Origin of the sequence: Streptomyces sp. SCSIO ZS0520, from assembly GCF_025643355.1 — a bacterium.
Taxonomy (GTDB): Bacteria; Actinomycetota; Actinomycetes; order Streptomycetales; family Streptomycetaceae; genus Streptomyces; species Streptomyces physcomitrii.
In genome coordinates, this window is the sequence record NZ_CP092644.1 from 3,128,614 (window position 1) to 3,141,972 (window position 13,359).

A 13,359-nucleotide genomic window follows, 5' to 3' on the forward strand; every position below is an offset into this window, starting at 1 on the left:
GCCCGGGGGCTCTACCACCCGCGTCACCCGCCTCGTCCAGGCCGCCCTCCCTCTGCACCTGGCCAGCCCAGAGCGAAGACGAAAGAGCCTCAGTGCAGCCTTGGTCGGTTCCTCGGCTCCGCGCCCTTCCAGGCGTGGCCCTGAGCGGCTGAACACGCGACGCGCTGACAACGGGCAGAGCCTTTCGTCCCGGCTATTCGGTAAGGCAAGCTGCCCGGATGAGGCCTGCGGGGGTTCGAGTGGCGCTCTGCGCCGTGGTGTTGTCGCTGATGTCAGGCACAGCATGCACGAAGGAGGCATCGCCGAAGGCGAGTGCGAGTGCGCGCATCGCGATCGATCGGCCGACGGCACTCGCGGACGAGCCAATACGGATCCGGGTGACCGGGTTACACCCTGGCGAGCGTGTGACCGTTGCCTCACGGGCCGTCGATTACAAGGGGCTGAGGTGGTCGGCGTGGGCACAGTTCACAGCCGACGCCAACGGCTCGGTGGCACTCGCGCGCCAGCGGCCTGTCGCGGGCACGTTCCGTCACACTGACGGTATGGGCCTGTTCTGGTCGATGCGCCCACAGAAGGGAGAAGCGGACGAAAGCTGGTTCTCCTCCGACACGCCTGCACACAAGCCGTCGTACAAGGTGCGGATCGCGGTGCGCAGCGGCAACCGGGAAATCGCACACCGGACGACGACCCGGCAGTGGCGGGCTACCGGGGTAGGACACCAGTAACTCACCGTCGCGAACGACCAGATGGACGGCATGCTCTTCCTGCCCCGGTCCGGCGCCGCTCGCAAAGGGCCCGTCTTGCTGATCGGTGGCTCGGAGGGCGGGCGCAGTTTGGACTTCGAGGCGGCGCTGCTGGCTTCCCGAGGCCATCCGGCGCTCTCGATCTGCTACTTCGCCTGCGAGGGGCGGCCGAAGGAGCTGCAGGGGATTGCTCTGGAGTACTTCGTCCGGGCCGCCAAGCTGCTGCAGAGCAAGTCCGGTACCGCCGCGGACAGACTCGCAGTCGTGGGCGTCTCGCGCGGCAGCGAAGCGGCTCAATTGCTCGCCCAGTACTACCCCGGCCTGGTGAGGGATGCAGTGGTGTTGGCACCCGGCATCAGGACGTTCTTCCCGGAGGCAGGCTCGGCTGCGGATCTCGTGAGCTGGACGCGCGCGGGCCAGCCGATACGGATCGGCCCCATTCCGCTGAACCGGGTGCGTGGCACGGTCCTGGCCGTGGCGGGCAAGGATGACCGGCTGTGGTCTTCTGCCGACTCGGCCGCGAGTATTGCCGAGCGAACCAACTCCTCCGGGGCCAGGCACCGCGCGCTGATCTACGACGCTGCAGGGCACGGAGTCGGGGGCGCGCCCTATCGGGCTGCGGGCACGTTGACACGCCACCCGGTGTCGAAGCGATGGATAAACCTGGGCGGGACCTCGACCGACGACGCGCGATCGAAGGCCGACAGCTGGCCTCGGATATTGCAGCTACTCGACCGCTGAGTACTTCGTGGACCCGGCCACCTCACCCCTTTCCCCCCGCCCGACCGAGCGTCTCGCTCAATGGCCCTGGTCTTCGGGTGGCCCTACTGGCCGTCAACGTGATGAGCGACCCATTCAGCCGACCTCCACCCGCGATCGATCCCAACACCCCCTTCACAGAACACCTGTTCGATGTGAAGGATGGGGGTGATCGCGTGCCAGTTCGGCACGTCGCTCGTTGGGCAGCGCAGTCGAAGCGCCGGGTGGGAAAGCGCTGATGACCAGTGTCCACCCGCTACGGGAGAGGACCCATGGGCGATCGCAGAAACAGCGTTGACCCAATGAGAACTGCCGAGTGGAGCTTTCCCAGGCCAACGCACATTCCCTTGCGAACTCCCAGGTCAGTGCCCTCCCATCACCAATCCCTCCACGAATGGCAGGACTTCAGCCACCGGCTGCATGAGGCGGGGCATCAGCCTTACTGTCTGGTGTGGCCGTAGAGCCGTACTGTCCGGTGCGGGCGCAGCCGCCGTAGTGGCCGCTTGCCGTGGGTAGTTGCGCTGCGGGCGGGGCCTGATCGTCCCCAACCCGCCGGGAAACGGGCCGAGTTGCGCACCGCGCCTTCCCGTCGCCCCGGGCCGCTGCGGCAGTCCGCCGACTCCCTTACGGGTGGCGGGAGTTCAGCCATCGGCGTCGGGACCGGGTGCTGCTCGGGCCGGAGGCCTCGCACACCAGGACCCGGTCGCGGATGAGGCGCAGGGCGACGGGCCGCCCGCGTACCGGACGGCGTCGGTGACCAGTCCGCCGAGGATCGGCTCGGTGGCGGACAGTTCCTCCTCCAGTACCCGGGAGGTCAGTTGGGGGGAGGTGTGCGCGTGGGCCCCGGGCCCGGCCGGGTGCTCCCCCGCTCCGCCGCCGGGCGCCGCTCGTCGCTCGCGTACAGGGCCTCGACGGTCTGCGCGTACTTCTCCAGGATGGGCCGCCGCCGCAGCTTGAGGGTGGGGGTCAGCTCCTCGCCCCCGGGCTCCCAGAAGACCGGCAGGAGGGCGTACTTCCGGATCTGCTCGACGCGGGACAGGGCGCCGTTGGCCTCCGCCACGGCCCGCTCCACGGCCGCCCGCACCAGGGGGTGCGCCGCGAGCGCGGCGGCCGAGGTCTCGTGGATGCCGTGCCGCTCGGCGAAGGCCGGGGCCGCCTGCGGATCGAGGACGACGAGGGCGACGACGTAGGGCCTGCGGTCTCCCACCGCCACCACCGAGGCGGCGAGCGGACAGCTCGCGCGCAGGGCGTTCTCGATGTTGGAGGGGGACATGTTCTTGCCCGCCGAGTTGATGAGCAGTTCCTTCTTGCGGTCGACGATGCGTACGAAGCCCGCCGCGTCGATGGTGGCGATGTCCCCGGTGTGCAGCCAGCCCTCCGCGTCGAGGGCCTCGGCCGTCCGCTGCGCATCCCGGCGGTAGCCCTTCATCACGATCTCGCCGCGGGCCAGGAGTTCGCCGTCCTCGGCGAGCCGCAGTTCCACCCCGTCGAGGGCTCTGCCGACACTGCCGGGGCGGATGTCACCGGGGCGGTTCATGGTGGCGACGGCGGACAGCTCCGACATGCCCCAGCCTTCGAGGAGCGGCAGACCGAGGCCGAGGAAGAACTCCAGCGTCTCCTGGGCGATCGGCGCGGCACCGGTGCCGGGGGCGATGGTGCGGTGGAGCCCGATGCCCTCGCGCAGCCTCGCCAGGACGAGCCGTTCGGCGAGGGTGTGCCGCAGGCGCAGGGAGAGTGTCCGGCGGCCGCCGAAACGGGACCTGCGGCTCGCCTCCAGGCCGGTGCGCACGGCCCAGCGGGCGAGGTGCCCCTTGGGGCCGCGCTCGGCGGCGACCGCCGCGTCGACGGCGGCCTTGATCTTGTACCAGAACATCGGCACGCCCAGGAAGACGGTGGGGTGCACGGCGCGGAGCACCTCGATCACCGTCCTGATGTCGCGGACCGTGGTGACGGAGGAGGCGGTGATCATCGCCAGGTAGTGGGCGAAGTACCGGTTGGCCAGGTGCGCGTCCGGGAGGTAGGAGACGAGCCGGCCGCCCACCACCCGGTCGGCGAGTTCGGGCAGATTGGCGAGCGACCCCAGGTTGGTGAGGATGTTGCCGTGGGTCAGCTCGACACCCTTCGGCGGTCCCGTGGTGCCCGAGGTGTAGATGAGCGTGAGGACGTCCTGCCTGCCGACCCGGCGCCAGACGGCGTCGAAGTCGAAGCCGGGGTCCCCGGCCGCCGCCACCTCCGCCAGCGTGCGGGCACCGTCCGGCTGCCCGTCCGTACAGACCAGGTGCCGCAGCCGGTCGGCGGCGGCCGCCCTCAGCCGGGGCAGGAACGCCTCCTCGCAGACCGCCACCGCGTTGTCCGCGTTGGCCAGGACGTGGGCGATCTGCTCCGGGGTGCTGGTGTTGTAGACGGAGAAGGGGACGGCGCCGAGGTGGAACAGGGCCGCGTCCACCAGGTGGAAGTCGGGCCCGTTGCCGAGCATCAGCGCGACGGTGTCCCCGCGGCCCACCCCGAGCGCCGCGAAGCCCGCCGCCAGCTCGCGTACCCGCCGGTCGTACTCGGCCCAGGTGTAGGAGACCGCGCCGTCCGAGGACCGCAGCGCCACCCGGTCCGGCACGGCCGCCACCGTGTGCTGGAAGACCTCCGCCAGGCTCGGCGCCTCGGCAAGGAGCCGCCGTATCCGGTCGGGGGCGAGGGCCGGATCGCTCAGGGGTTCCCCGGCCGGCGGGGGCGCGGGCCGGGCCTCGCGCGGGTCGCCACCGCGCGCGGTCGGCGGCCGCTGGGCCGTGTGTCCGCCCGGGATGCCGGGGGGCGGCGCGGCCCCCGGTGCGGTCCCGGAGGGCTGGTGTCCGGAAGGCGGTCCCACCGTTTCTCCTCTCGTCGGGTACGGGCCCGGGCTCGTCGCCGGATACGGGCTCGTCGTCGGGTACGGGGCCCGGCTCGCGGGAGGTCACCGGGTGTGGTGCGGCCGGTGGTTCCCGCGCTGCCGCGGACCGTGCGGACGCGGGTACCGGCCCGTGCCGGGGACGGAGCACCTGCCGCGGAAGAGAGCGTCGAGCCGCCCGAGCGTCCGGAGCCCGCCGAAGGCCCCGGCCGCCCGTCCGGCGCGAACCCCGTCCCGCCGCGGTGCGCCCGTACGCCCCCATCGTGGGCGAGCGGCCGCCGGGCCGCGATGACCGGAACGCACACGCTCCGGGACCGGAACGCGTATCGGACGGGACCTGTGACCCGGGGGTGCGAAGGGCGCGGGATCTGTGACCGGGGAGGGGCATGGATCGGCCCGGGGCCTGTGGCCGGGGGCGGGTGTCGGCGCGGGAACTGCGGCCGGGAGGGCGGGTGTCGGACCGGGAACTGACCCGGGGGCGGAGCGGCCCGGGGCCGGAGCGCGTGTCCGCCCGGTGTCACCCGGGCAGTGAGGCCCCGGGGCGGTAGGCGCCGAGGGCGGCGCCCGTCCAGCGCCGGAAGGCCCGGCGCAGGGCGCTCGCCTCGGAGTAGCCGAGCCTCGCCGCCAGTTCCTCCACGGACTCGTCACCGCGCAGCAGGCTCGTGATCACCGCGTCCCGCAGGATCTCCTGCCGGAGGCCGCTCATCGAGGTGCCCTCCTCGCGCAGCAGCCGGCGCAGGTGCTGCGGGCTCATCCCGAGGCGCGCCGCCACCTCCGCCGAGTCCGGCCGGTGGCCGCGCAGCCCCTCCTCCAGGATCCTGCGTACCTGGTCGGACCGGGCGGAGCCGTAGTCGCGGGTACGGAACAGCTCGTGGGGGGCTTCGCGGATGTAGCCGGCCAGGTCCGCCTCGTCCCTGACCACGGGGGCCTCCAGAAGCACGGAGTCGAAACCGAGGACGGCCGCGGGGGCGCCGAACACCGGGATCCGCCCGAAGACCTGCTCGTAGTCGGAGACGTACGGGGGTGCCGGGCAGGGCAGTTCGAGGAGCCGCAGCGGGATGCGCCGACCGATCAGCCAACCGGCGACCCGGTGCAGGAGGGCGGAGATCAGATCGGCGCCCAGGTGCTCCGGATCGTCGAGTCCGCGCAGGTCGATCTCGATCCTGGTCAGGCGGCCCCCGTGCACCGCCCGGGCCTCCGGGACGCCGGGCAGCACCTTGGTGGCGCGCTCGAAGCGGGCCACCACCCCCCGCAGATCACGGGCGTGGACCAGTGGGATGCACAGGAGGTGGAAAGTGCCCCGCGGGACCGGGGCTCGGCCGAGGCCCCAGAGTTCGTCGCCGGTGTGGTCCCAGAGGGCCTGGGTGAACCGTGCCATCTGCTCCGGGGTGACCGCGCCGCGCGGCCGGCTCGCGATGTCCGGGGCGATGCCCGCCTCCCGCAGCAGCGGCCGCACGTCCTCGCCGCAGCGCTCCGCGTACCGCAGCAGGCGCCCCAGATAGTACGGGGGCACCGTCCGGCTCTCCCCCGCCGAGGAGGGCAGAGGCGCCGGGCCCCGGCAGCCGTCCCGGGACTCGCGGGACCCGCTGCTTCTCCGTCCGGTTCCCCGTCCGGTTCCTCGTCCGGTTCCCGGTCCGGTTCTCCACTCGGTCATGTCCCGCGTCACTCCCCTCAGACGGCGGAGAAAGCAAATGATTCGTGTTGCCCATTATCAGCTCGGCTGACGTCCGGCGGGGAGGCTCGGGGAGCGGCCCGCCCGGTGGCACCGGCGGCCCCGGTGACTCGTCCCGCCGCACCCGCCGTCCGCGGGGTTCAGTCCCGGCGCCGGGCTACCTCGACCGCGATCTCGACACGGGAGCTGAGGCCGAGTTTGCGCAGGATCTGCGAGACATGGCTCTGCACGGTGCGCGGCGAGACGAAGAGGCGGCGTGCGGTCTCCGGGTTGGTACAGCCCTCGGCGACGAACTCGGCCACCCGGCGCTGAGCCGGGGTGAGGCTCTCCCAGCCCGAGACCGGCCGGGACCGCCCCTCCCGTTCGCCGGCGCCGAGCCCCTCCACCCCCAACACGGCGGAGGAGTACGGGAGTTCGCCGGAGGCACCCGCCCGGGCGAAGCCGCCCGCCGCCACCGCGAGAGCCACCCCGCCCTCCTCCGCTCCGCCCGGCTCCGGCCCGGCGGCCGCACCGTCCCGGACGGTACGGGCGAGGGCGCGGGCGAGTTCGCGGTCCCCGGCGGAGTGGCACAGGCGCACCAGGACGGCCGCCGCCGCGGGCACGCAGTGGTGCGGCAGGGAGGCGTTCGCGTCGCCGAGGAGTCCGCGCACCAGGGCGAGCGCCTCACCGGTACGGCCGTCCGCCTCCGCGAGCAGGGCCTCGGCCAGGGCGGGTACGCCCCGGTAGAGGACCGCCGCGCCGCGCAGCCCGGCCCGCTGCGCCGCGGCGGCCGACGCCTGGCGGCGGAAGGAGGGCATGTCCCCCTGCTGTAGGGCGAGTTGGGCTCCGAGCCCGTACAGGGGGCCCGCCATGCCGTACAACTCCCGGCGGGTGAGCGCGGTTTGGAGGAGAGCGCGCGCCAGGTCCCAGCGCCCGGCGCCGGTGGCGGTCAGCGCGGACTCCATCGCGAACCAGGAGAGCCACAGACCGCCGAGCCGCCGCACCAGGGGCTCGGCCTCCGCGTCGATCCGCAGGCGCTCCGCCTCGCCGTCCGAACAGACCAGCCGCAGCAGGGAGTTGAGCGCGGTGAGCCCGGGGTCGGGCAGCTCCCGCTCCAACAGGTGGCGGGCCTCGGCCAGTTGCCCGGCCGCGGCGGACCGGTCGCCGTTCAGACAGCCGTGGACCGCCCGGGCGTGCAGGACATGGGCGAGGACCCCGGAGTCCCGGCTGCCCACCGAGCGCTTGATGAGCCGTTCTGCCCCCGGCAGGTCCCCGGCCATCGTCAGGCAGAGCGCGGCCGGCCCGAGCAGGCGCTCGTCCCGCGCCAGCCGCGGCTCCAGGACGGCGAAGCCGCTCCCCGCGTCGGCCGCGGTCATCCTCGCCATGGCCACGGTGGTGCGCAGTGCGGCCGATTCGTGGACGCGCAGCGCCGACCGGGCCTCGCGCTCGGCCTCCACGGGGCGACCGGACCACAGCAGGGCCTCGGCCAGCGCCGAGCGCGCCTCGGCGACCGCCTCCCGGGGGGACACGGGCACCGACAGCCACCGCCTCAGCAGGCGTACGGCGAGTTCGGGCTCACCGGCCGCCACCGTGCGCGCGTTCCCGAGGAGCCACCGGCGGGCCGGGGCCCCGAGCGGGGCCGGATCGCGGTCGAGGAGCTGCGCGATACGGGCCGGGGCGACCGGACCCGCCGCCAGGGAAAGGGCATTGAGCTGCCCGAACAGCGGACCGAACACCTCGCGCAGCCCGGCGGCCAGCGCCCGCGGTACGACGGCCACCCCGCGGCCGTGCGGTACCAGGAGCTCCTGGGCGAGCAGTGCGGTGACGGTGCCGAGCACCTCCGTGCCCGGGCGCCCCAGCGCCGCCGCCAACTCCTCCACCTCACTGCCGTCCCCGAGGAGCGCCGCCGTGCGCAGCAGCGCGGCGCCGGGCTCGGGCAGCTCGCTCATCAGCCGCAGGGCGGGGCCCGCCAACTGCCCCGCGGCCGCCGCCAGGACGTAGCGGGGATTGCCGCCCGCCCCGGACAGCGGCCCGGCGCCTCGGCCGGAATGCCGGTCCCCGCCCTCCCGGACGGCGCGGCGCGCCAGCTCCGCGGCGTCCCCGGCGCCGAGCCCGGCCAGGGACCGTACCCGCGCGCCGTCGAGGACCGGGGCCAGCCGGGCGTGACCGATGCGTGCGGTGGCCACGCCCAGGACGGGGGCGGTCTTCAGCCGGCCGGTCAGCAGGTGCAGTACGCGCAGGGTGTCGTCGTCCGCGAGATGCAGGTCGTCGAGGAGTACGGCGGTGGGGCCGCCCCGCCGCCAGGCGCCGAGGATCCGGGCGGCGGCCGCGTCGAGGGCGAAACCGTCCGCGAGCGGGGCGGTCGCGTCGAGGTCCGGGCCGTCCGCGAGCGGGGCCGCGGCACCGGCGGGACCGCCGCCGGAGCCCGGGGCCGCCCGGCCGGAGCCCGGTTCGTACGTCGCGAGCAGGGTCGCCAGCGGCACGCCCCGGTGCAGGGGGACTCCGCCGCCGCGCACCGCCCGCAGCCCCTCGGCCCGGACGACTCGGCAGGCGGCGCCGAGCAGTGCGGTCCTGCCGATGCCCGGCGGCCCGGTGAACAGGAGCAGTCCGCCGTCACCCCGGGCGGCGGACCGGGCGGCACGGCGGACGGTGTCCAGCTCCGCCTCCCGCCCCAGCAGATCGTCACCCACCCGTTCCCCCGCCGATCACGTACCGCCTGGTCGTGAGACCGCCGCCGCACGGGCGGATGACACACGACCGACAATTGAAGAAACAAACCGTTAGCGTTGCCTATTATCAGCGTCTCGGACGGAAAAGGAAGAGCGACCGTCGACCGGGACCGCCCGGGGGCCGCGCACCGGCCCCGGCGCCCCGCGGCCGGACGGGCGGACGGACGGCTGAAGTGCCGTGCCCGCGGCGCCGGTTGACCGTCCGGCGCCCCATCCCGCGGCACCGGACCACCGACCGGCCGCCCCCGGCGAGCCCTCGTACGACCGCACCGCGGAAGCACCGGGGCGCGAATATCCGCCGGATGGCGGAGGCGCCGGGCCGCCCCCGCCAGCAGGATCTGCACAGCGAACCGGCGAGACGCCGACTCACCGGCTCGCGCGGCAGCACCGCCCGGCAGGGGCCCGACCCCTTCCCGGGCCTCGCCGCGCCTCCGCTCTTCGACGCACCCGGCAGGGCGAGGACCCGCCCCGCCCGGGACGGCCGACGGGACGGCCGCGGTCACGAGTACAGGCAGGCGCACGAGCGGTCGCGGGACGGGACCGCCCCCGCAGGCGGCCCGCGACCTCACCGACCGGACCCGACCGGACTCGGCCTCACCCGACGCAGCCGCACGCATCCGAAGAGCGCGTATCCGCACACGCAGGTACCTGCGCTCCATCTGTCGATCACTTCACCCGAGCCGAATTCGTGAGCTCTTTCACGGACCTCAAGGAGAGCCATGCGCAGTAGTTCCGCACGACTGCTGGCCACCGCCGTCGTCACCTCACTCACCTCACTCGCGCTCGTCGCCGCGCCCGCGGCCACGGCCGCGCCCCCCGCCGCCCCGGCGGTCGCCGCCAAGGCGGCGGCGAAGGACAAGGACCCCTTCTACCGCTACGACGGCAGCAAGCCCCTCTCCGCGTACGCCCCCGGCGACGTACTGAAGACGCGGACGCTGACCTACCACTTCGCCGGCATCCCCACCCCGGTGAAGGCGGTCCAGCTGCTCTACCGCACCACCGACGCGAAGGGCCGTCCGGCCGCCAACGTGACCTCGGTCGTGCGCAGCATCAAGGGCGACAGCGGCAAGGCGCTGTCGTACCAGTCCTTCTACGACTCCCTCGACCCGGAGCACGCGCCGTCCCGCGCCATCGCCGGGGACGTCAGCCTCGGCGGCAGCATCGCCACCATCGAATCCCTGCTCCTGACACCGGCCCTGCTCCAGGGCTACAACCTCGTCATCCCGGACACCGAGGGGCAGGAGGCCCACTTCGCGGCCGGGCCGGAGTACGGGACCAACACGCTGGACTCGATCCGGGCCGCCACCCGCTCCCCGGAGACCGGCATGGGCTCCGGCACCCGCTTCGGCCTGGCCGGATACTCGGGCGGCGCCATCGCGACCAACTGGGCCGCCGCGCTCGCCCCCGCGTACGCACCCGAGGTCGACAAGAAGCTGGTGGGCTTCACCGAGGGCGGCATCCTCGCGAACCCGGCGCACAACCTCAAGTACGTCGGAGGCAGCCTCAGCTGGGGCGGCATCATCCCGATGGCGGTCCTCGGCATCGCCCGCTCCTACGAGATCGACCTCAAGCCGTACCTGAACGACTACGGCGTCAAGCTCGTCGCCAAGCTGGAGCGCGCCTCGATCATCAATGTCTTCGCCCAGTACCCCGGCCTGAGCTGGAAGAAGATCGCGAAGCCCGAGTACGCCGACCCCAACTCGGTGCCGGAGTACGTCACCGCGGTGAACAAGGTCAACCTCGGCTCCGCCGCCACCCCGACGGTTCCCGGGTACATCGTGCAGGGCAACGCCGGGATCGGGGAGGGGACCTTCAGCAACCACCCGGGCATCGGCAGGGGCGACGGCGTCATGGTGACCGGCGACGTGCAGGCGCTGGCCCGGCAGTACTGCGACACCGGCAACACCGCGATCACGTACAAGCAGCACAATTTCCTCGGCCACTTCGGTGCGGCCGTCCCGTGGATGCCCACCGGACTGGCCTGGCTGAACGACCGCTTCGAGGGCAAGCCCGCCCCCTCCGACTGCGACCGGATCCCCGAGGGCAACTCCCTGGAACCGCAGAAGCCGGCACCGCGCTCCTGACCGCTGTCGGGTCACGTGCGGCACGGGCGCGGTCGGGTCCCGTGCGGCACGGGCGCGGTCGGGTCCCGTGCGGCACGCGCAGGGGGCGGAGCCTTCCCGGCCCCGCCCCCTGCGCGCACCCGGGTTGCACCGCAGCCGCCGCCGTGCCCCGCTCGGCGTGCCGCACTTCTCTTCCGGCCCGGGCGATGACTCTTGTCGTGATGGCCGGTCTCTCTTCCCGAGACCCCATCGACGGAACCCCTCGACGGACTCCGCCGACGGACCCCGTCGACAGACCCCATCGCCAGACCCCATCGGCCGCACCGAGGAGAGCACCATGACCGCCACCTACACCTTCGACGTCTTCTCCAGTCTCGACGGCTTCGGCGCCGCCGGGGGCGACTGGACCGGCTACTGGGGCAAGCAGGGCCCCGAACTCCTCGACCACCGGCTCGACTTGTACGCCGAGGAGCAGCGGATGGTCTTCGGGGCGCGCACCTACCGGGCGTTCGCCGAGATGCTGGCGTCGAGCACCGAGGACTCCGATGTACGCGACCCCTGGGTCACGCGGATGCGGAACATGCCGGCCACCGTGGTGTCGACCACCCTGGAAGGACCCCTGGACTGGCCGGACGCGCAGCTGGTGAGCGGCGACGCCGTCGAGGTCGTGGCCCGGCTGAAGGAGGAGTCCGCGGTGCCGCTGCGCTCGCACGGGAGCCTGTCGATGAACCGGGCGCTGATGGCCGCCGGGCTGGTCGACCGCGTCCAGGTCACGGTCTTCCCCGCGATCACCGGCCGGACCGGACTCGACCCGATCTTCCGGGGCGCGGACGACTTCGACCTCGAACTGCTCGACCACCGCACCCTCGACGGCCGCGTCCAGGAGCTGGTCTACCGGCCGACCCTGCACACCTGAGCCGCTCCACGCGCGCCCCGCCTAGCAGGTCCCCCGCTCCCGGCGCAATCGCCTGGCGTACGGAATCGGGGCGCGCGACCCCCGGGGAATGCTCATCCGGCGACTAGGAAGTGGCGTTACCGCCGGATACCTTCCTCCGAGACCACCAGTGTGTTCCAGTTCACTCACCCCGGGGGACCCATGCCCAGGAAGTCCGTACGGCTGCTGGCCTGCGCCGTCGTCACCGCCCTCGCCGCGGGCATCGCCCCCGCCGCCACGGCGGAGGCGGCGCCCGAAGCCGCCGCCGCGGCCACGGCGAAGGACCCCTTCTACCGCTACGACGGCAGCAAGCCGCTCTCCTCGTACCGGCCCGGAGACGTCCTGAAGAAGCGGACGCTGACCTATCACGTGGTGGGCATCCCCACGCCGGTCAAGGCGATCCAGCTGCTCTACCGCTCGACCGACGCGCTCGGCCGCCCCGCCGCCAATGTCACCACCGTGGTGCGCAGCATCAAGGGCGACTCCACCAAGGCGGTCTCGTACCAGTCCTTCTACGACTCCCTCAACCCGGAGGACGCGCCGTCCCGGGCCATCGCGGGCGATGTCCGGCTCGGCGGGCTCATCGCCAACGCCGAGACCGTCTTCCTGGCGCCGCTGCTGCTCCAGGGCTACAACGTGATCATCCCGGACACCGAGGGGCAGCGGGCCGACTTCGCCGCCGGACCGGAGTACGGGGCCAACACCCTGGACTCGATCCGCGCCTCGACCCGCGCGGAGGCCGGGGCCGGGATGGACGCCGCGACCCGGGTCGGCCTGATCGGCTACTCCGGCGGCGCCATCGCCACCAACTGGGCGGCGGCGCGGGCCCCCGAGTACGCGCCGGACGTCAACAAGCGCCTGGTGGGCTTCACCGAGGGCGGACTGCTGGTCGCCCCGGCGCACAACCTGAAGTACGTGAACGGCTCCCTGGTCTGGTCCGGGGTCATCCCGATGGCGATCATCGGCATCGCCCGCTCGTACGACATCGACCTCAAGAAGTACCTGAGCCCCTACGGCGTCGGGGTCTACGAGAAGCTGGAGGACGGCAGCCTCCTCGACGCCCTGGGCCACTACCCGGGGCTGACCTGGAAGAAGCTGGCGAAGCCGGAGTACGCCGACCCGAACTCGGTGCCGGAGTTCGTCACGGCGGTGAACAAGGTCAACCTCGGCTCGGCCGCCACCCCGACCGTCCCCGGGCACATCGCGCAGGGCGTCGGCGGCGTCACCGAGGGGACCTTCGGCAACCCCGAGGGCATCGGCCGGGGCGACGGGGTCATGGTCGCCGGGGACGTGCGGGCCCTCGCCCGGCAGTACTGCGCCACCGGCAACGACTCCATCCGCTACCAGCAGTACGACCTGCTCAGCCATCTCCCGAGCGCCGCGGTCTGGGCGCCGGGCGCGCTCGGCTGGCTCAACGACCGGTTCGCGGGCAAGAAGGCACCCTCCGACTGCGGCCGCATCCCCGCGGGCAACTCCCTGGAGCCGGAGCGGCCCACCTCCGGGTCGTGACGACCGGGCTGCGGAGCCCGGCCCCGTGACCGCCGGGTCCTGACCGGGTGAGGAAGGCCGGGCCCCGCGAACTGCCGGGGCCCGGCCTCGGTG

Annotated in this window: 8 protein-coding genes; 5 read left to right on the forward strand and 3 right to left on the reverse strand. The window is 73.4% G+C overall.

The genetic code is table 11. The features are described from left to right. Positions 1-269: 269 nt before the first annotated feature. Both MID12_RS11860 and MID12_RS11865 read left to right on the forward strand, forming a co-directional pair. On the forward strand, positions 270-725 hold the full coding sequence (locus MID12_RS11860) for an acyl-CoA thioesterase/BAAT N-terminal domain-containing protein (protein ID WP_263173091.1): 456 nt from the start codon (positions 270-272) through the stop codon (positions 723-725). Positions 726-746: 21 nt separating this feature from the next. Then, complete coding sequence (locus MID12_RS11865) at positions 747-1,484, forward strand: acyl-CoA thioester hydrolase/BAAT C-terminal domain-containing protein (RefSeq protein WP_263166787.1); 738 nt, start codon at positions 747-749, stop codon at positions 1,482-1,484. Between the two features lie 832 nt (positions 1,485-2,316). On the opposite strand, the gene MID12_RS11870 is transcribed toward MID12_RS11865, so the two are convergent. The 3 genes from MID12_RS11870 to MID12_RS11880 form a co-directional block, all read right to left on the reverse strand. Beyond that, positions 2,317-4,362, reverse strand: coding sequence for an AMP-dependent synthetase/ligase (locus MID12_RS11870; protein ID WP_263166795.1), 2,046 nt, complete (start codon positions 4,360-4,362; stop codon positions 2,317-2,319). Between the two features lie 535 nt (positions 4,363-4,897). Beyond that, on the reverse strand, positions 4,898-5,893 hold the full coding sequence (locus tag MID12_RS11875; protein WP_263166797.1) for an AraC family transcriptional regulator: 996 nt from the start codon (positions 5,891-5,893) through the stop codon (positions 4,898-4,900). A 299-nt stretch (positions 5,894-6,192) separates the two neighbouring features. Continuing rightward, positions 6,193-8,721, reverse strand: coding sequence for a helix-turn-helix transcriptional regulator (locus MID12_RS11880; RefSeq protein ID WP_263166799.1), 2,529 nt, complete (start codon positions 8,719-8,721; stop codon positions 6,193-6,195). Positions 8,722-9,479: 758 nt separating this feature from the next. Between MID12_RS11880 and MID12_RS11885 the strand changes: the two genes are divergently transcribed. The 3 genes from MID12_RS11885 (at position 9,480) to MID12_RS11895 (ending at position 13,266) form a co-directional block, all read left to right on the forward strand. Next, a complete protein-coding gene (locus tag MID12_RS11885; protein WP_263166801.1) occupies positions 9,480-10,844 on the forward strand; it encodes a lipase family protein in 1,365 nt (454 codons plus the stop codon). 316 nt (positions 10,845-11,160) lie between these two features. Further along, complete coding sequence (locus MID12_RS11890) at positions 11,161-11,739, forward strand: dihydrofolate reductase family protein (RefSeq protein ID WP_263166803.1); 579 nt, start codon at positions 11,161-11,163, stop codon at positions 11,737-11,739. 180 nt (positions 11,740-11,919) lie between these two features. Further along, complete coding sequence (locus MID12_RS11895; RefSeq protein ID WP_040249758.1) at positions 11,920-13,266, forward strand: lipase family protein; 1,347 nt, start codon at positions 11,920-11,922, stop codon at positions 13,264-13,266. Positions 13,267-13,359: the final 93 nt, after the last annotated feature.